The organism is Paenibacillus sp. Y280 (genome assembly GCF_056786335.1).
This window is the reverse complement of sequence record NZ_JBXCIW010000016.1, coordinates 64728-83813: the sequence shown is the minus strand read 5'-3', so window position 1 is coordinate 83813 and position 19086 is coordinate 64728. Positions and strand designations below refer to the sequence as shown.

Below are 19086 nucleotides of genomic sequence, written 5' to 3'. Positions count from 1 at the left end.
ATGACTACCACCCGCAAACTGCTCGTACTGACATCCGCCGCTTTAGCTTTGGCTTTAACTGGCTGCGCCAATGGGACAACGCCCAACACCCAAACAAAATCTGATCAGCAGCAGCAGGCTCATATGCTTCATGATCCCTCCATCATTCCAAGTGAAGGCGGACCGAAGCTGCATACGACCAATGAGCATGGCAAAACCACTTACGGCATGGGCACATCCGTCTACAGTATGATCGGCAGCTCAGGGCTGAACGCAAGCGGCTTCTCCGCGCATCTGGAATCGCGCCTCAGCGGCATCGGCATCCCTGACGTGCGCGTATTCGTCTTTGACGATACGGTCGTGCTCGCCGCGGAGAAGCATGCGGCTTCCGCCTCGCAATATGACAGCCTTCAGAGAAAGCTGCTCGATCAGACCGAAGGGCTTTCTGGCAAAGGCTATTCGCCGGAAGATGGCCTCGGCGGCATGAGCGGCACGGACAAGGACAGCCACGACAATCTGGCGATGGCAGCAAGCCAGATCAAGACGTTCATGGGCGGAGACGTCAAGGTACTGACCGTAACGGGCGCTAGAGCAGTAAAGGTCATCGAGCAGATTCGTGCGGATGCGATGGCTAAAAACATATCCCCAGATAAGGTGGCAAACGGTATCCGGGATCTACTGAGGCTGGTAAAGGCAGAGCAACGCCGCAACCGTTAATCTCATTAAATAAAGCAGCGGCTGCCGGCAAAAGGCTGGCAGCCGCCAGTTCAAACCGTAGCTGAATCAATGTGCTCATTTTCCGCATTGGAGGCTATTTCTGTTGTATTTTCTGCAGTGTAGCCGTCATTTGGAGAGGCATGTCAGGTTTCTGCTGTATTTTCTGCACTGTAGCGATTAGAGCTGAAACAGCAACCGAAGAGTTGTCAGCAATCATAATGAAGAAGCTTGTTTCAAGGGGCATCAGCGAATAAACGGGAATGGTTCGAGTATTAATCAGAGTCATGAGTCCCAAATAAAAAGAAAAACGCCTCCAAAACCGCTGCTCAAGCAGGGTTGGGGGCGTTTTTCGGTATGGATGCTTCCTGTCAGTATTCGGGGAAGGGGACATCCGGTATAACTTTCGAGCCAGCCCCATCCATTCTCCCAGCCTCAACGCTCGCGAAGGCATCGCCCTGCGATTAATTGGCGCCGAACTGCGCGTGGTGCAAGCGGCTGTAAATGCCGCCCGCCGAAACTAGCTCCTCGTGGCGGCCTTGCTCGGTAATGCCCTGCTCCGTTACAACGACGATGCGATCCGCATTCTTGATCGTCGCAAGTCGGTGCGCGATTACGAGCGTCGTGCGACCGACGGACAGCTCAGCCAGCGATTGCTGAATCGCCGCTTCTGTTTCTGTATCGAGCGCCGACGTCGCTTCGTCGAGAATAAGGATTGGCGGATTTTTGAGGAACATCCGCGCAATTGCCAGGCGCTGCTTCTGCCCGCCGGACAGCTTCACGCCGCGTTCGCCGACAACCGTATCCAGCCCCTGTGGCTGCGCTTGGATGAACTCCTCGAGCTTCGCTCTGCGAGCTGCCTGCCAAATATCCTCATCGGATGCGCTCAGCTTGCCGTAAATAATATTTTCACGAATCGTGCCCGCGAACAGGAATACATCCTGCTGTACGATACCAATCTGCTTCCGCAGCGATTCCATCTTCAGATCGCGAATATCGTAGCCGTCGACTGAAATGCTGCCGCCCTCTATCTCATAGAAACGCGGCAGCAAGCTGCAAAGCGTCGTTTTGCCGGCACCGGATGGTCCAACAAAAGCAATCGTCTCGCCTGCGCGGATTTTCAGATCGATATTTTGCAGAACCTTCGCTTCGCCTTCATAGCCGAACGTAACATTTTGATAAACAATATTTCCGCTTAAACGATCCACCTCAACAGCATCCGGCTTATCTGCAACGTCTGGCGCTGTCTCCAGCAGCTGCACGTAGCGCTTAAAGCCGGCGATGCCTTTCGGATAGCTTTCAATAACGGCATTAATTTTCTCAATCGGCTTAAAGAAGATGTTTGTCAGCAAAACAAAGCTAATGAATTCGCCGTATTTCAGGTCTCCCTTAATAACGAACCATGTCCCCGCCACGAGCACAAATACCGATACAAGCCTCATCAGCATGTACGTAATCGACGAGTTCAAGCCAATAATTTTGTAGGAAATAAGCTTGGCTTCACGAAAGCGCAGATTGTTGACCTTGAACAGCTTTTTCTCATGCTTCTCGTTCGAGAACGCTTGAACGACACGAATGCCGCCAACCGTATCCTCAACGCGTGCGTTGAAATCAGCCATATCCGAGAACAGCCGATTCGCTGCTTTCGTCATTTTGCCGTTGAACAGCAGAACGAGCCATATAATAATTGGAACGATAATGAACGTTAGAATGGCTAACTCCAAATTAATATAGGCCATGATGCCGAATGCTCCGACCAACGTCATCGCGGCTATGAACATATCCTCCGGTCCGTGATGGGCAACCTCGCCGATCTCGAACAAATCATTCGTAAGGCGCGAGATCAGGTGGCCGGTTTTCGTATTATCGAAAAATCGGAACGACAGCTTCTGGATATGATCGAACAGCTTCTTCCGCATGTCCGTCTCAATATTAATGCCAAGCATATGCCCCCAGTAGGTGACGATATATTGCAATATGGTATTAATGACATAAACGACGAGAAGGATAGCGCAGGCTGTTATAATCAAACCCCAGTTCTCGTCCGGCAGCAGCGTATCAATCACATAGCTGACCGCTAGAGGGAAGCATAGCTCCAGCACCGACAGCAGAACTGCACAGCAGAAATCTAGCAAGAACAGCTTTTTGTAAGGCTTATAATAAGCAAAAAATCGTAAAAACATCTTGAACTCCTTCTCTTTCTGTAGTGATAATCATTTTCATTTAAAATGATATACAATCACTGCCAGCCTGTCAATCCATTCCCAAATTCAATCCGATCATGATGCGTATAGACGTTCATTTCCCCGCCCCGTATAAAGCCTACGCAGGTGATGCCCAGATCGTCCGCGAGCCGAAGGGCGAGATCGGTAGGCGCCGACTTGCTGAGCAAAATACCGCAGCCGATCTTCGCCGCCTTCAACACCGCTTCCGAGGAAAGCCTTCCGCTGAAGGCGATCACTTTGTCCGAGGTGCGCAACCGATGCAGCAGACAATAACCGAAGAGCTTGTCGAGCGCATTGTGACGGCCGATGTCCGTTCGTACGGCGAGCAGCTCGGCAGGCGTTCCGATTGCTGCGTTGTGGACTCCGCCCGTGCTGCGGAAATCCGCAGAGCTGTCCTGCAGCTCCCGCATAAAGCGTATACACTGCTCAGCCGATATTTTCGTGCGGGTCATGATCGTTTTTGCCGTAAGCATATCGTTGTGCAAATAAAACTGGCGCCCCTTCCCGCAGCAGGAGCCGATAAAACGTTTGGAGTAATGGTCGAGGCTCACCGTATGCTTATGTTCAAGCTCGATGTAGGCAAAGCCCGTATCCTCATGGATGCTCAGAGACTTCACCTGACCAGCCGTGCGTATAACGCCTTCGGAAGCGAGAAAGCCAATGACAAGCTCCTGCAGGTCAGATGGCGAGCACACCAAGGTTGCGAACTCCTCGCCATCCAGCTTCAAGGTAAGCGGAAATTCCGCGGCGATATCATCATCCTTCTCGAAGCTCGCGCTTCCGTCGTATTTGAGTACCCGCCATTTGGTCGTGTTGGATAGATCCATCCGAGTGCCCCTCCCCTTTCGCTTCCCGCTTAGGCATGCTTCGCTTCCTGCCAATCATACATGCTTAAGCCGGCGGCTCAATCTCAAGCTCGACAATCCGCTTCTCGATATATTTCGTGTCCTTAAATGCATGATATGTTTCCGCCCGCTCCACAATAACCGATGTATTGTATTCAGGAATGCCGGCAACCGGCTCATATACCCCTCTTGGAAAAAGACTGTTGCCCTCCGGCCAGTACAGCTCAATATTCCCAGGCGCGATATCCTCGCTTTTGGCCCGGCCATGGTAGGCGCCGTTCCGGTTATAGACCACAATCGCTTCTCCTTCAGCAATCGCAAGCTTGGCTAAATCTGCTCCGCTCATCAGCACATCGTAGCGGCCGGCATCGTTGAAGACATCCTTCTCTCCGTAAATCATGGAATTGAACTGCTTGCCTCGCCGCGTTGTCGCATAGAAATGGCCTTCTGGTATACGCAGCTCAGGCAGATCAACCTTGATTAAATGGCCTTTGCCATCTTCCGTTGGACAGATGCCATCCTCGCACAGCCAAGCCCCTCCCCACTGGAACACATCGCCTTTATTGCGCAGCTTCTGAATGCCATCATAATTAGGCGCTGCCAAAGCAATCTCCCGCCTGACTGCGTCGGCATCCTTAAAGACAATCGACTCTCTCATTTCAGGCCGAATGCGAGCAGCGAGGTCCGCATAGATTTGCCATTCCGCACGAGCCTCCTCCAACCTAGGGCCTTCAATCATCGGGGAAAAATAAACCATCCGCTCCGTCGAGGTAGACGTGCCGCCGCCAGGCTGCTCATAACGCGTCATCGCCGGCAGCACGATAACCTCCTCCTGCGCGTCCAGCAGCGTAGAGCTGTTCAGCACAATATCCTGATGCACCCTCAGATCAACCGCTTCCAAGCATCGCTTCATAAAATCCGGGTCCGGCATCGTCTCGACAAAATTGCCGCCAGACGTATAGAACAGCTTCAGCCTGCGCTCATGCTGCTCCGGCAGCAAAGCGTTCTCCAGCGATACGCCGACGATATCGCCCTGCCAATCCGGCAGCTTGAAGCCCCATAGGCGTTCGATTCGGCCGATATCCCCGCCTTTAAACTCGCCGCCGGGCAGGCTGAACGGATCGGCACCCATTTCGCCCGAGCCCTGAACGCCGCTATGGCCGCGAATCGGCATCAAGCCGCAGTGCTCGCGTCCAAGGAAGCCTCGCAGCAGCGCAAGGTTCGCCACCTGCGATATGTTGTCCGTTCCGAACCGATGCTGCGTAAGCCCCATGCTCCAGACGAATACGCCGGACTTCGCCCCTGCCAGCTCTACAGCGAAATCCCTCATCCGCTCCCTTGTGAGGCCGGATGACTGCTCGAGCAGCTCCCATTCCTGCTGCACGACATGCGCCCTCAGCTCCTCATAGCCATTCGCATGCTCCTGAACAAATGCATGATCAATCGCCGATCCCGGCTGCTCCTCCTCCATCTCAAACCACCACTTCATCACGCCGTGCATAAACGCAATGTCGCCGCCGATATTTACCTGATAGAAGTCATCAGCCAGCTTTGTGCCAAACAGAGCCGATTCCGGGATCGACGGAATCCAGTAGCCCTCCATCGCCGGCTCGCGGTAAGGATTGATGACGATGATCTTGGTCCCCTTCCGCTTCGCGGCATACATATACTTGGTGGATACAGGCTGATTGTTTGCGGCTACGCTGCCCCAGAATACAAGCACATCCGTACCGATCCAATCCTTGTAATTGCAGGTTGAAGCCCCTACCCCAACCGAGCGCTTCATCGCCGTCTTGGAGGGGGAATGGCAAATTCGCGAGGCATTATCAATATTGTTGGTTCCGATAAGCCGCGCCGCCTTCGCCGCCACATAATAGGACTCATTTGTTATTCCGCGCGCCGTTAAATAAAAGGCCAGCTGCTTCGGATCGATCGACCTTGCTTTCGCCGCAATCCGGTCAAGCGCATCCTCCCATGACAGCCTGCGGAAGCTGCGCTCCCCTTTCGCCCTAATAAGCGGGTACGGCAAGCGCCCCAGCTTGCGCAACTGCGTGCTGTCGAGCTTACGCAGCTCATCGATATCCGAATGCAGCGTTGCCCCCTTAATGGCCGGCATCGTATTAAGTCGCAGAACATTCAGACGAGTCGTGCAAATATGCGGGCCATCCAGCGTCTGATCATATAACCCGGATACGCCCAGCGCGCAGCCATCGCATACCCCCTGTGTCAAAATCCGGTAAGCATAAGGCAAATTATCGCGGTTGTCCCACGCTACCTTGAGCGTATCCCGAATATGATGCGGCTTGATTTTTCCTAGCCCAAACGGCGCTTTGCTGACCCACAGCTTCGGATCAGGCCGCGCAGGCAGCTTGATGGGTCCAGTATGAACGGTTTTCTTCATTAATCATTCACCTCGTTAATAGAATGGTATAAATACTATTAAGCCCATAAATCTGTTCATGCTGCACCAACTGGTTCTGCTCCTATACGATAAGCCTCATTAACAGCCCCCTGCTTTAAAGTAAGCGTATACAAATGCAGAGCGTTAGCGTTGACGCCGAGAATGCTGAGCAGCCCAAGAATGGCATGATGGTACACCAAGTCATTCGAAGCGCCGCTCAGCGATCCTTCCCCTTCAAAAAGCTTTCATTAGACGCGAACTGCTCACAATGGCAATACTTGCACAGCCGCTTGCTTTCCGCTCACTTGAATGCCTGATTGCTTCTTGCCGCTCTCCGCCAGATCCTTCAGCATACGCTCCAGAAGCTCCTTCGCTTTCGGACCTTCCTTGCCTTGAATCTTAACAACGAGCTGGACGCCGTTGCCCGAGCCGAGAAGCTTCGCCGCCTGCCGCAGCTTCGTATCATAATCATGCTCCTCGATATGAGGGGTCAAGCGGAGCTCCTTTACCTTGCTAGGCTGTTCCTTCACCTTAGCGCTGCGATTCTCTTGATCCGCCTGCTGCTTAGCCTGTCCCTTGCCAACAAGCTTGCAAGGCGGCGGGCTGCTCATAAGCGAGGTGCAGACGAGGTCTGCCTTCAGCTCGCGCGCCTTCGCCAGCGCTTCATCACGCGAGACAATGCCCAGATCCTCGCCCCGCAAACCTGTTAGCCTCACCTCGGATGCGCGTATTTTTTCATTCATAATAACCATTGATGCCATACAACGTATCACTCCCATACCGTGAATAAGGAAAACAGCAGCCTTTACTAGCAAAGCCGCTGCTATTTCCTACTTCTATTATACGCTTTTATTAGACGTCTAGCGCGGTTTGTTTTTGAATCGAACGATCAGCAGCTTCTGCTGCATTACTCTAGCACATGGATAAGCAAAAAAAAGGAATGCCCCCGCTAGGAGAGCCATTCCTTTCCTCTGTTCAGTCGATCATCCTACTCAAGACGAGATGCTTCTTTCTCCACTGCTTCCTACAACCACGCTCGGCTTCTTTCCCCAACCTGTAAGCCACCTGCCTAAACGAATGGAAGGCAGCTCTATGAAATAATAGCTTAGCGCCCCCGCGCCGAATGAAACAACAAAAGCGAGCATGACGATAAACATTTTATCAAGCTCTCCATCAAGCAGATGAACGAGCGATAGAAGCACGATCATATGATATAAATAAAGACTGTACGAGATTTTGCCCAAAAATAATAACGGCTTCCGCTGCAGCTGCTGCGATAATCGAACGGACGATAGAACTGCTATAATGAAGATGGAAGCACCGATCGCCGTCATCCAATCGCCGCCATGCGGCATGAACCTGTCATGGAAATCCTCGCCATAACCGATCCATTTGAACGAATAGCAGCATAATGCTGCAATAAGAAGCAAGGTTGTCCACCAGCCATTTAACTTCGAGAAAACCGCCCTCAGCTGCTTCTGATATTTGGCAAGCAGCGCTCCCACAATAAAGAAAGAGGCATAATGCAGGGATACAACAAAATTAGTCATGTAACGGGTTTCTATATTTTCGAGCATAATTGCTGCTCCATAGGATAAGACAATCGCAAGCGGAAGTCCGAATTTCCATCCGCCTCTCACAATAGCAAACATAATGAAAGGGAATAATAACGAGATTCGCATCTCATGGACCAGCGTCCACAATATCGGATCATATCTCGTCGTATTGTAATTCCCCACAAACAGAAGGTGATGAATAATGGAGCCCATATCCGGAGGTGCTACCCATAGATTGTTATAATAGGTCGTTAAGTCCGTAAGCTTCGACACGTAGACCGCTTCCCTCATTAGAATGGCGATCACTAAAGCGACCAGAAAAGGGATGTAAATGCGGCAGATCCGCTTAATCACATATTTCGTATAATTCTGCTGGCGATTGCTGAAGAACGGCAAGGAGAGCACGAACCCGCTAAGCAGAAAAAACATAATAACTGCTTCATGGCCTCCCCAAATCGCATGCAGCGGTGTATATTTCAGCAGGTTAAGCGGATAATCCAGAAAGCTTAAGCCTGATGTATTTTGCACGATTGGCGTAAACACCATTAAGAAATGGCCAACCATAACGGCTAACGCCGCCAAACCTCTAAGCGAATCCAACTCTTCATAGCGCTGCAAGCTGTGATACCTCCACATGTAATGAGTCTTTATAGTAACAAAGACGATTATATAGGATAGCCGGCCTGTTTGTCCGTTTTTTTGTTTTTTTCGCTATTTTCCAATCCATAACAGCTGTTAATCCGAATTAGATGCTGCAAGCTGAATAATGACGCAGCCATCTCCGGCATCCCATTGCACCTTTGCACCTAATGCCTCTGCAATAAACCTGACAGGCACATACGTTTTACCCTGATAAGAGGTCACAGCGGCGTTCATTTTAACACTTTTCCCATTCCATACAGCCTTCGTGTCGTACACCCTGATCTGCATGGCCTGATTGCTGTAAGAGATCGAAATTTCGTCGTTAGCATAGTTAACCTTTGCGCCAATCGACTCGAATAATACACGCAGCGGTACGAAGGTGACTCCATTCATTTGGATAGGGCCGGGATTTGAAGCAATATATTTTCCATTGATTTTTAACGATAATTGCCGCTGCGCCGGCTTGGCATCGATTTTACTTTCAAACTTATCCGGTTTCCCGCTATAGGGCATGTTACGACGATTTCCCCATGTCCAGACTACTCCATTCTTATCTAAGGCTGTACCGCTATTTAAGGCGACAGCATTGACCTCAACGATATTATTCAAGGGCTGTATCCGCTGCAGCGCTCTATTCACCCAGTCTGATTTGCCCCATACGGTGCCATCTTGGTTTAAATATAACGAGTAGAAGCTTTCATAACTCACGCTAAGCTTGCGAAACTGTGCATTCGGCACCGAGGATACAAGCTCTTTATCCGGAAGCATTTTCACTTCCCCTCTCCCGACAGCATCGCTATCAAAGCCGGTAAAATCCGTTATAAGCGATTTCGATACCACCTCGTACATTCCCATGTCCATTATGTAGGTGTTGCCATACCAACGAATCGTCTTCCCATCATTCATCAGCACCATCAGGCTTTGCAGAGAGCTCCGAATCGCCTTCACATGCTCAAGCGCAATCTTAGGAATGCTCGCTAGATCAACATCTGCTTGTGTCGCCTGATCAGGTGTATAGCAGGTCGGTTCTTGGGGATTCTGCAAGTCAGGTCTCATAAGCGACACAAAGCATACGTTGCCCCATACAAATACTTGCCCCTTACTATTCAAAGCCATGAATGCTGGACCAGCACTGATATCTTGAATATTGGACAACTCAGGGACTCGCTTTGGACGCTCAAGAGGATTGGTACTCCAAGTCCATACATCGCCAGATGCGGTAAGGACAAGGTTGCCTGATATTTTTACGGCGCCTTCGATTCGTGGCCCTCTAACTGCAGGAGCATCAACAGTGCCTATCCATATCGTTCCATCTGCCTGCAAAGCATAATAGTGCTCCGAATGGCTCCTATCATCCATATCGATAATACGGGTGAGAGAGATCGATTGGATGGTTTGGGCCTTCGCACCGGCAACAAAGCTCAAGTTCCCAATTGACAGCAAAAACAAAATAACGAACAGCAAAGCAATGGACTTTTTCATTCCAAACACTCCTAATTAGCAAATTATGCATTTTATACCAATTAGACGTTTAGACGTATAAAAAAGTTGCTGCATGCCTATTCCATGTTATTTCTTGTTCTCGACCGTGATAGGGAGCGCCATAGCTTAACTAACCCTAAGATGCACAAGCAGACAAATAGGCCCGCACTGCCCCCGACAAAATCAAGCACAACATCCGTGGCGTTGCCCGTCCGCTCGTCAGAGCCAAGCTGATTCCATTCATCTAACGCCGGGACAGCAATTGCAACCAGCAGCGTAATCACAATCGAAATAAACCAACGTCCACCGCTCAGCGCACGCAGGAACATGTACAGCATGGCAGCGAACGCAGCGTACACAAATAAATGCGCGCCTTTGCGAAATAGGAATTCAATGAAGCTATATGGACGTTCATGTGAATTAATAACGCTGGTTCGATATGTAATCGTCACATCAGGCAGCCATCTTACAAGCTGATGGTAATCAAAATGGCTGCGCAAGAAAGGCTGAATGCTTTGCTGCTCATACGACTGGGACGAAAACATAAATAAAAGCGCGAGCCAACCCGCAAACAGGATCCCCCATATGAGGGTTGGCATCCATTTCATAGATTTGGTCAATTCTCCAGCACCTCCTGCAAAGAAACCTTATCCCTATTCTCTTCATCTATCATACTTGAAAAGAAAGGCACAAACAAAATTTGAGCATGCAGAGAGCTGGAGAGACATGCCAAAGAACGGCCTACTTCCTCAAAAGAAGCAGCCGCTGACATTTTTAATAGTACATAATTGGAAAAAAAAGAAGTATAACCCAACCATTTTTCATAAGGGAGAGGTATGAAAGTCCTATTTTCATATAGTCAATACATCTAAAGTTTGGTATTATGACTTAAAGGAAGAGAAACGAGGGTGATCATGATGTCTAGTTATTTAATGTTTACTGAAATAGCAACACCATTCAAACTAATCGGAATTAGGATTTTTAAGGATGAAAACGGGAAATATTGGTACAAATTCAGAAAAAATAAACGGAAGCGTCTGTTTAAATAGAGTTATTTTCTTTCCATGTGAACACAAACGAAGCACAATTCGTCTTATTTATACACTCTTTCTCATATCTTACGCAATCATAGCAATTAAGCACACGATCCAACGCTTGGCTTGCTCCTAACACTTCATCAGATTGGTATGACTGGTACACAAATAGCTTATCGACCATTTCCTGCCGCAGCTGCTCGATCGTATGCTCTAGCTTCCTTTTTTGTAGAACAGTATCTCTATTAATGGACCCTCACCTCTCCCTGATTAAAACGATTAGAATCGACATCAACGGGCTTTCCCTCGCCAAACCTATATCATTCCAACATAACGGCCAATTATCATCCAATCCAGCAAGCAGCCCATCTCTTGAGCACTTAGACCTAATCCGCGAGAAAGCATAATCGCATCTGTATCTAGGCTAAATAGACTGAAAGTACATCGATCGAATAGATGGAACACTTCAATTATGACCTTAGTCCCCCTATATTGACACTTTTGTATAGATTTAGGTTAGTTTCTAATCATAGTGTAATCCAAATTTTAGTACTATGGTAGTGGGTTTGCTAATGAAATGTGTTAATTTTTCGCATTACTCCACAATTGGAAGGAAGGAAAGAAAAAAGTATGAAAAAAAAAGGCATACTCGAGGCTCATTTTGACATATTCGACTTACCATTGAATCGGATTTTACGCTATCCATCTCGCTTGCAATTGAACTCAGGAGAATAGCGAAAGCAACAGTAGTTGCTGGTCAACAGACAAAGGAGCAGTAATGAAGTCAATGAGACTTCACAACTGCTCCTAAATGCTCAATAAAATAACGATTATTTCAAATTCTCCGCAACTATTCTTCCAGCCTTAAGCAGATTATTGAATTCTTCTCGATAGGCAGCAATAACGTCCGTACTATACCCGTTCGCAGTCAGCTTTGACGTCGTGTCTGATATAATGTCCTCAAACCTCGTGGTGCAATTGTTAAGCGTCAGACGCCCTTTTTCCTCTATATTAGCTTTATCCTCAGCCTTTGCCGAATTGTATTCCAAAAGAATTTTCCGAAGAGCCGCGTCACAGCTATTCTGAAGCGCAACGAGCTTCGCTTTGGCATCATCCGTAATTTGTTCTTCTGTCGGTTTAACAGATCCTTCACCTGCGCCGCCAGCACCTGCGCCAGTATTACCGGTTTTACCCGTAACTGTGCTTGTTTCTGGCTGTATACCGCCGCCGGCTTCTAGCTCTGACCGATATGCAGCGGATTCACCGCTAACCATCTGCGTCACCGGGTCAAAGTTGATCAGCGTCCCTGCCGCCTCTGACAAAAAACGAAGAGGCGCATAGATTGAACCGCTAAAAACGTAAAGAGATTGGCCAGCCGGCAAGGCTGCTGTCTTCCCATCGAATACCAAGGATGCCTTAACAGGTTGAATCGCAATTGAAATGCTTGCTTGCGGCTTTTGGCTGCCTGATGCTCCAGTTTGCAATTGCTTCTTCAGCGCAGCAAGCTCCTTCTCCGTTGGTTTAGAAATTGCAGCCTTCGTTCCATCCCATTTCACCGTTTTTTGCAGCGCATAGGAAATGTAGCGAATCGGCACATATGTACGACCTTGATAAATAAACGAGTATTGACCTTCCGGCAGTTGTAGCGATTGACCATCAAATTGCAGTTTAATCGGCTGCGTTGTCGCCTTTATTGTTGTCGTTGCCGCTGATGCGACGGCAGCAAGTAAAGATGAAAGCATCGTAACAACTAGAAAAATAGATAATGCTCGTGACTTTTTCATAGAGCCTCCTCAGAATAATAGAGCTTACTTGTCGAGCGAGTTGGCAATAATGGCAAGCGCATCGGCTCTGGCTCCAGCTTTAGCACTTTCATATTGCGAGCTCCAATCAGGAAAGGGTTGATCGCCTAAATCTGCTGCCTTATACTCGCTCTTGGCATTGCTGATTAATAGATTGTACTTCGCATCACAGTCAGCCTCAGCTGCAAAAACCTTATTCAGATATTTGCTCTGAATAGTCGCAATCGCTGCATCTTCATCACCGCTAAGCTCTTGTGCGATCTGACGGACCAGGCTATTGCTGCTTGCCTTGCACGAAGACTTCAGCTTCTCCAGCTCCGCTGTAACCGAGGCATCAATCTCTTTCTTCTTTCGGGACTTTTCTTCCGAATTGGCAGATTCATCCCCTGACTTCTGGCCTACATCTAAATTATCAGACGTTGGTTCAGGTGTCAAAGATGAAGTTGGGCTAGGCTGAAGGTCTTCCGCTGTCTGAGGCGATGGAACTGGCACCTCTGTCTGAGCTGGAACAGCTTCAGGCGTCTGAGCTGGAACAGCTTCAGGCGTCTGCTCCGGCTGATCGTTAGGCTTCTCTGTGCCCGCAGCAGTATTTTGCCCCCCATCAATCCGAGCCGTTTCTTCTATACGTCCATTTAGCTCTTCTACCTGATTCAGCTTTGAAAAGAGACTCATACTTCCATAAATCACAATACCGATAACAACGATTGCGCCTGCAATTATAAATAGCATTTTACTCGATATTTTCATCGTTTTGGTTTCATACGGGCGCTGCATGAGCAATGACCCCATATGATCCTCCTTGTCTTATTTTCAAAAAAACAAGCTGACGCTTCTTATAAGACAGGGCGCCAGCTTCAGATATCGCTTTTTACAGACCAACAAGAAATCGTACTCCATGAGCTTGTTTATGAGAGAGTGACAGCCGCTAGTTTATTCTTATGATAAACCATTTTTAGATAGAGCTCCATACGTTTCTCTTCATCCAAGCAATCTTTCCACAGCATTTCATGGAACTCCATCCAAAGCTGATGCCATTCACGTACAATATTTGTGTGTATCATCCTATGAATAACCTCCAATTTTCCACATAAACCTCGACGGGAGGCACGATATTCGGTAGCTGGCTGGCAGTCTGATTTCAGATAAGCCCCTTTAGCTTTGCGTCGCCACTTTTCAATGGTTTTGCATTTATCGTACGGTTTATGTGTTGTGTTGTTTAATGGTATGTTAACAAAATTTCAGGAGGGTGTATAGGGATTATTACTATGACCTTATTTGTTTAAACTAGATGATTGTATTCGGATAAATTGTTATGGAATACTCGATTTCACTTTTAACTATTCAATATTACAAAAAAACAATAAGATAACCTATCCAATCAGGTATAGCTAGTAAACAAGTATAATTTAGTCAGTTTTTGTGTAGCCGCATTTAATTCAACTTTAAAAATTATAAACGATCAAACTGGTTTTGGAATAGGATCATTTATTTTTAAGTTATTTACATACCATTCTATTGTTAACTCTAGACCTGTATTAAGATCAAACTTGGGATTATATCCAATTAATGCTTTGGCTTTAGAAATATCAGCAAGAGAATGAGGAATGTCACCTGCACGCGGGATACCATGTATTGCTTGAAGATCTTTATTAAGTAGTGTACATAGTTTGTCATAAAGTTCATTTAGAGTCACATTTTCACCAAATGCTATATTAAAAGCTTCACCGTTCGCCTCATCACCTGCTAAACATGATTTAAGGTTTGCTTCAATTACATTTTCTATATATGTAAAATCACGAGTCTGTGTTCCATCACCATTTATAATAGGCGATTTATTGTTTAACAATGCTTTCACAAAAACAGGAATAACCGCAGCATAAGTTGACTGAGGATCTTGTCTTCTACCAAATACATTAAAATATCGTAAACCCACCGTCTTTAAACCATACACTTCATAATAATTTCTAGCATATAGCTCATTAACTGTTTTTGTAATTGCATATGGAGAAAGTGGTTTCCCCATCTTGTGCTCTACCTTTGGAAGATTAAGCTCATCACCATAAACAGAGGATGATGATGCATATACAACTTTCTTAACGCCTGATTCAACAGCAGCTTGAAAGATATTAAGAGTTCCGTGAACATTAATTGTGTCATATACAAGAGGCATCTTAATAGAACGAGGAACTGAGCCCCATGCTGCCTGGTGTAATACATAATCAACGCCTTCACAAGCCTTCTTACATGCATCAAAATCTACGATACTTTCTTCTATAAATTCAAAGTTATATTTCTTTTTTAATTCTGCAATATTCTCTGGTCTACCATTTGATAAATCATCTAATATTCTCACTTTGTATCCCATTTCAAGTAAAGCTTCGGCTAAATTCGTTCCAATAAAACCCGCTCCACCAGTAATAAGAAATGTTGAATTCTGAGGAAATTGTAAGTTTTTATAATTCATTTAATCAAATCCCTTCTCGTTACAAATGTATTTCAAAATTATCCTTTTACATTTTCAGCTTTAACTACCTTGAAAAAGGTAAGGAAAATTATTTTTATATCTAGTAAAAAAGATGCATTTTCAAGATAGTATTCATCATATAAAACCTTTGACTCATCTGATATGAAATCCCTGCCCATGATTTGTGAATATCCCGTTATTCCAGGAGTCAATTTATCAATTCCTCGCTCTTTTCTAGACTTAATTAGCTCGTATTGATTATAAAGAGCAGGTCTAGGGCCAATAAAAGACATCTCCCCTTTTATTAAATTAATTAATTGAGGTAACTCGTCAAAACTAAATTTTCTTAAAAATCTCCCAACTCGGGTAACATACTTAGTAGGGTCCCCCAAACGATCAGTTGCAATATTTGGGGTGTCAATTCGCATACTTCTGAATTTATAAATATTAAATAACCTTCCATTTGTTCCAACTCTGCGTTGAATGAATATAATTGGTCCTTTCGATTCCGCTTTTATAAATATTCCGATAACTATAAATAGTGGAATTAGAATAACAAATATTAATGTAGCAAAAAGTATATCAAGAATTGCCTTTACATGTCTGTACATATTATCCCTCTTTCGATAATGACCGGAAAATTTTCAATTGTTTTTCTACCACCACAGTTTCATCAAACTCAGTTAGAAACATTTCCCTTGAATTTTCCCCTAAAATATGAATGTTCTCCGGATGATTTAATAATCTTTGCATTGTTTCAGCAAGGTCCTTACTGTCTTTAGAATTACAAAGATACCCATTGTATTCCGGAACTACCTCTTCTCGACAACCTCTAATATTAGTTGCAATCACTGGCTTGCCCATAGCCATAGCTTCAATAATAGATCGCGGCAGCCCTTCTCTATAAGATGGCAATATAAAGATGTCAGATGCAACTAGCAACTCAGGTATGTCATTCCTTGGCCCAAGCAAATACACATTTTTCATATTATTTTCCGAAAGTAAAGTTGTGATTTCCTCATGAGATATACCATCTCTATCTCCCATAACGCTTCCACCCACTAGTAATAACTTAATTGAATTGTGTTTATGACTAACTATATTAAAGGCTTCAATTAGTTCTCTAATTCCTTTTTCCTTTACTAGTCGTCCTACAAAGATTAAAACCGTATCTTGATCATCAATATTGTATTGTTCCCGTATCATCTGTCTAGAGTAAAGAGTCGGATTAAACCTTTTAGCCGAAACCCCATTACCAATGTGAAATAGATGATTGGGTGAATTGAATTTATTATTTAAAGCTAATTTATAATCTTCTTTACTTTGAAAGAAAATTAAATCTGTAAACATCCTTCCCCAAGCTTTTTCCAGTAGATATGCAATCTTATACACTATTGGTTTCATGTTTTCGTGGAAATAAAATCCGTGTGCAGTATAAATAATAGTTGGAACACCTGCAATTTTAGCAGCTAACCTAGATATAATACTAGCCAATGGTGTATGCACATGCACTACATCATATCTTTCTTTCTTGTAAAGTCTAACCAATCGAATAACATTAATTAAATGATTAAGTACATTAAGGTTTCTTGAAAAAGGTATATTATGAATACGATAGCCTTTCTGCCGTAAATGAGTTGCGATCTCTCCACAGTGACAAGCGATATCAACCTCATAACCTTCTTGTTGACTTGCATCAATTAATGGTAGTAAAAATTTCTCAATTGTAAAATCCACTGCTGTTACTTGAAGAATTTTCATGTTAGATGTCCTTCATTCTTTAGAAGCATTATTTCTTGCTCAATTCCTTCACGAAACGGCCTTGGCTTATAATCAAAATCGATTTGAGCTTGTTTATGAGAGTAGGCTTTATCTTCTTGTAATCGTCTTACTTGTTCTACTGAAATAATCGCACCTTTGAATACTTTGTTGTAAACATTAGCTAGTCCAATTGCAATGCTCATTGGAATATATACATAAATGACTCTTTTCTTTAATATCTCTTTTATTATGTTTATTGATTCTTTATAAGAAATTATTGAACCACCAGATAAATCATATGCTTTATTTTTGACTTTGTTATGCCCAATACATGTAACAATTGCATTAGCGAGATCTTCTACATAAACCGGTTGCATCAAAGAATTACCACTACCAAACAAAGGGAATATAGGGTACTTATTTAAAAATTTAATTAATTTATGCATATTATGATCTCTTCTATTCCCATATATCATAGTCGGTCTTAGTATAGTAAAGCTTGTATTAGGATAATCATTCTTTAGTATCTTATTTTCTATATCATTATATAATTGGCTGTATGATCGATACTTTGAATAAATTCCTGTTGTATGAATAAGAATGATCTGAGAAATCTTATATTGGTTGGCAAGCTCCATCAACAATGTCGAATATCTTATGTTAGCAATATTAATAACTAAGTCGAAATTATATTTATTAAATAATTCATTTACATTTTGAACGTCATTGAGATCCATGGTCTCAGATATTATTTGTGGATGCTCATTTACTGGTTTCACTCGAGATACACCAACTATCCTCTTACCAGGGTATTGCTTTAATAAGCTGTCTACAACAAAACTACCAGTATTCCCAGTCCAGCCAGTAACTAATATCATCGATTATAATCTCCATAATGTGATCTCTTCTGGGCACTCTTCCTTATTAAGCACACTTTTCACATCCACTACGATACCCTTGCCACCTGTTAGTAGCGGGACTAGACCATCCCAACCTAAATCAAGATATTCTCGATGGCATACAGCAAGCACTAATGCATCAGAGGGTTCTAGCTGTTCAAAACTGTATAATGATTTTCCGTATTCCTCATGAGCTTCTCTCGAATCTGCAATAGGGTCTGTCACCTGTACATTAACACCAAACTCTTCTAACTCAGATATGATATCAATTACTTTTGAGTTTCTTAAATCTGGAACATTTTCTTTAAAAGTCATCCCCAGAACCGTAACTTTAGCACCTTGTACTGGGATACCTTTAAGAATTAATTGCTTTATCAATGAGGTTGCTATAAATTGCCCTACTCCATCATTTATTCTACGGCCCGCCAATATAACTTGAGGATGGTAGCCAACACTTTCTGCTTTATGTGTTAGGTAGTAAGGATCAACTCCAATACAATGACCTCCTACTAAACCCGGTGTAAACTTTAGAAAATTCCATTTCGTTCCTGCTGCTCTGAGTACTTCTGTAGTATCTATTCCTAAGCGATCAAATATTATTGCTAATTCATTCATTAATGAAATGTTTAAATCACGTTGTGTATTTTCTATTACTTTTGCGGCCTCTGCCACTTTAATAGATGGCGCTTTATAAACACCTGCTTCAACAACGGATCCATATACATCTGCAATAATTGATGCAGAGAATTCATTATCACCAGAAACAACCTTAACAATTTTTTTAAATGTATGTTCTTTATCACCTGGATTTATTCTTTCCGGTGAATATCCAACATAAAAGTCCTCTCCAGCTTTTAGACCAGAATGTTTTTCAAGAATTGGAATACAAATTTCTTCCGTAGCTCCCGGATATACTGTAGATTCATAAACAACAATAGTTCCTGGTTTTATATTTTTACCTACAGTCTCAGAAGCCTTAATCAGAGGCGTTAAATCTGGCCTCTTAGCTTCATCTATTGGTGTAGGAACTGCTATAATTAAAAAGTCACACTCACGAAGTCTTTTAGCATCAGAAGTAAAGGAAATCCTTGTGTCTTCTAATTGTTTTTCTGTAATTTCGCCCGTATAATCCTCATTATTCATAAGCGTTTCAATTCTATTCTTATTAATATCAAAACCAATAATTGAATTAACTTCACCAAATGCAACTGCAACGGGTAAACCGACATAACCCAAACCAACAACACCAATTCTTCTAGTCAATTATTTCACCCCATAGTTT

At 44.5% G+C, this 19086-nt stretch carries 17 protein-coding genes and 1 riboswitch; of the genes, 1 reads left to right on the top strand and 16 read right to left on the bottom strand.

Translation table 11 applies throughout. From position 1 onward, the window contains the following. Positions 1 to 696: a hypothetical protein gene (locus AC1TPC_RS19420; protein ID WP_482068448.1), complete on the top strand. Its 696-nt coding sequence runs from the start codon at positions 1 to 3 to the stop codon at positions 694 to 696. A 461-nt stretch (positions 697 to 1157) separates the two neighbouring features. On the opposite strand, the gene AC1TPC_RS19415 is transcribed toward AC1TPC_RS19420, so the two are convergent. The 16 genes from AC1TPC_RS19415 to AC1TPC_RS19340 form a co-directional block, all read right to left on the bottom strand. Continuing rightward, on the bottom strand, positions 1158 to 2876 hold the full coding sequence (locus AC1TPC_RS19415; protein WP_482068447.1) for an ABC transporter ATP-binding protein: 1719 nt from the start codon (positions 2874 to 2876) through the stop codon (positions 1158 to 1160). A 56-nt stretch (positions 2877 to 2932) separates the two neighbouring features. After that, on the bottom strand, positions 2933 to 3745 hold the full coding sequence (gene fdhD, locus AC1TPC_RS19410; RefSeq protein WP_482068446.1) for a formate dehydrogenase accessory sulfurtransferase FdhD: 813 nt from the start codon (positions 3743 to 3745) through the stop codon (positions 2933 to 2935). Positions 3746 to 3809: 64 nt separating this feature from the next. Further along, the gene (locus tag AC1TPC_RS19405) at positions 3810 to 6164 is read right to left on the bottom strand and encodes an FdhF/YdeP family oxidoreductase (protein WP_482068445.1); all 2355 of its coding nucleotides are present in this window, start codon (positions 6162 to 6164) and stop codon (positions 3810 to 3812) included. A gap of 263 nt (positions 6165 to 6427) precedes the next feature. Next, on the bottom strand, positions 6428 to 6916 hold the full coding sequence (gene infC / locus AC1TPC_RS19400) for a translation initiation factor IF-3 (RefSeq protein ID WP_482068476.1): 489 nt from the start codon (positions 6914 to 6916) through the stop codon (positions 6428 to 6430). 240 nt (positions 6917 to 7156) lie between these two features. Then, the gene (locus AC1TPC_RS19395) at positions 7157 to 8338 is read right to left on the bottom strand and encodes an acyltransferase family protein (protein ID WP_482068444.1); all 1182 of its coding nucleotides are present in this window, start codon (positions 8336 to 8338) and stop codon (positions 7157 to 7159) included. A gap of 117 nt (positions 8339 to 8455) precedes the next feature. Further along, the gene (locus AC1TPC_RS19390) at positions 8456 to 9844 is read right to left on the bottom strand and encodes a stalk domain-containing protein (protein WP_482068443.1); all 1389 of its coding nucleotides are present in this window, start codon (positions 9842 to 9844) and stop codon (positions 8456 to 8458) included. Between the two features lie 77 nt (positions 9845 to 9921). Then, positions 9922 to 10464 (bottom strand): VanZ family protein, encoded by a 543-nt coding sequence (locus AC1TPC_RS19385; protein WP_482068442.1) that lies wholly within the window; start codon positions 10462 to 10464, stop codon positions 9922 to 9924. A gap of 421 nt (positions 10465 to 10885) precedes the next feature. Then, on the bottom strand, positions 10886 to 11083 hold the full coding sequence (locus AC1TPC_RS19380) for an aspartyl-phosphate phosphatase Spo0E family protein (protein ID WP_482068475.1): 198 nt from the start codon (positions 11081 to 11083) through the stop codon (positions 10886 to 10888). Positions 11084 to 11708: 625 nt separating this feature from the next. Continuing rightward, a complete protein-coding gene (locus tag AC1TPC_RS19375; RefSeq protein ID WP_482068441.1) occupies positions 11709 to 12662 on the bottom strand; it encodes a copper amine oxidase N-terminal domain-containing protein in 954 nt (317 codons plus the stop codon). Positions 12663 to 12686: 24 nt separating this feature from the next. Then, a complete protein-coding gene (locus AC1TPC_RS19370; protein ID WP_482068440.1) occupies positions 12687 to 13469 on the bottom strand; it encodes a hypothetical protein in 783 nt (260 codons plus the stop codon). Between the two features lie 116 nt (positions 13470 to 13585). Beyond that, a complete protein-coding gene (locus tag AC1TPC_RS19365; protein ID WP_482068439.1) occupies positions 13586 to 13741 on the bottom strand; it encodes a hypothetical protein in 156 nt (51 codons plus the stop codon). A gap of 51 nt (positions 13742 to 13792) precedes the next feature. Continuing rightward, a riboswitch (cyclic di-GMP riboswitch) is annotated at positions 13793 to 13877 on the bottom strand. Positions 13878 to 14139: 262 nt separating this feature from the next. Further along, positions 14140 to 15144: an SDR family oxidoreductase gene (locus AC1TPC_RS19360; protein ID WP_482068438.1), complete on the bottom strand. Its 1005-nt coding sequence runs from the start codon at positions 15142 to 15144 to the stop codon at positions 14140 to 14142. 38 nt (positions 15145 to 15182) lie between these two features. Next, entirely contained in the window at positions 15183 to 15755 is a 573-nt protein-coding gene (locus tag AC1TPC_RS19355) for a sugar transferase (protein ID WP_482068437.1), read from the bottom strand. A gap of 1 nt (position 15756) precedes the next feature. Continuing rightward, a complete protein-coding gene (locus AC1TPC_RS19350) occupies positions 15757 to 16905 on the bottom strand; it encodes a glycosyltransferase family 4 protein (protein ID WP_482068436.1) in 1149 nt (382 codons plus the stop codon). Further along, positions 16902 to 17783, bottom strand: a complete 882-nt coding sequence (locus AC1TPC_RS19345; protein ID WP_482068435.1) for an NAD-dependent epimerase/dehydratase family protein — start codon at positions 17781 to 17783, stop codon at positions 16902 to 16904. The genes AC1TPC_RS19350 and AC1TPC_RS19345 overlap by 4 nt, the downstream gene beginning before the upstream one ends. Before the next feature lie 3 nt (positions 17784 to 17786). Further along, positions 17787 to 19067: a nucleotide sugar dehydrogenase gene (locus AC1TPC_RS19340; protein ID WP_482068434.1), complete on the bottom strand. Its 1281-nt coding sequence runs from the start codon at positions 19065 to 19067 to the stop codon at positions 17787 to 17789. Between the last annotated feature and the right edge of the window lie 19 nt (positions 19068 to 19086).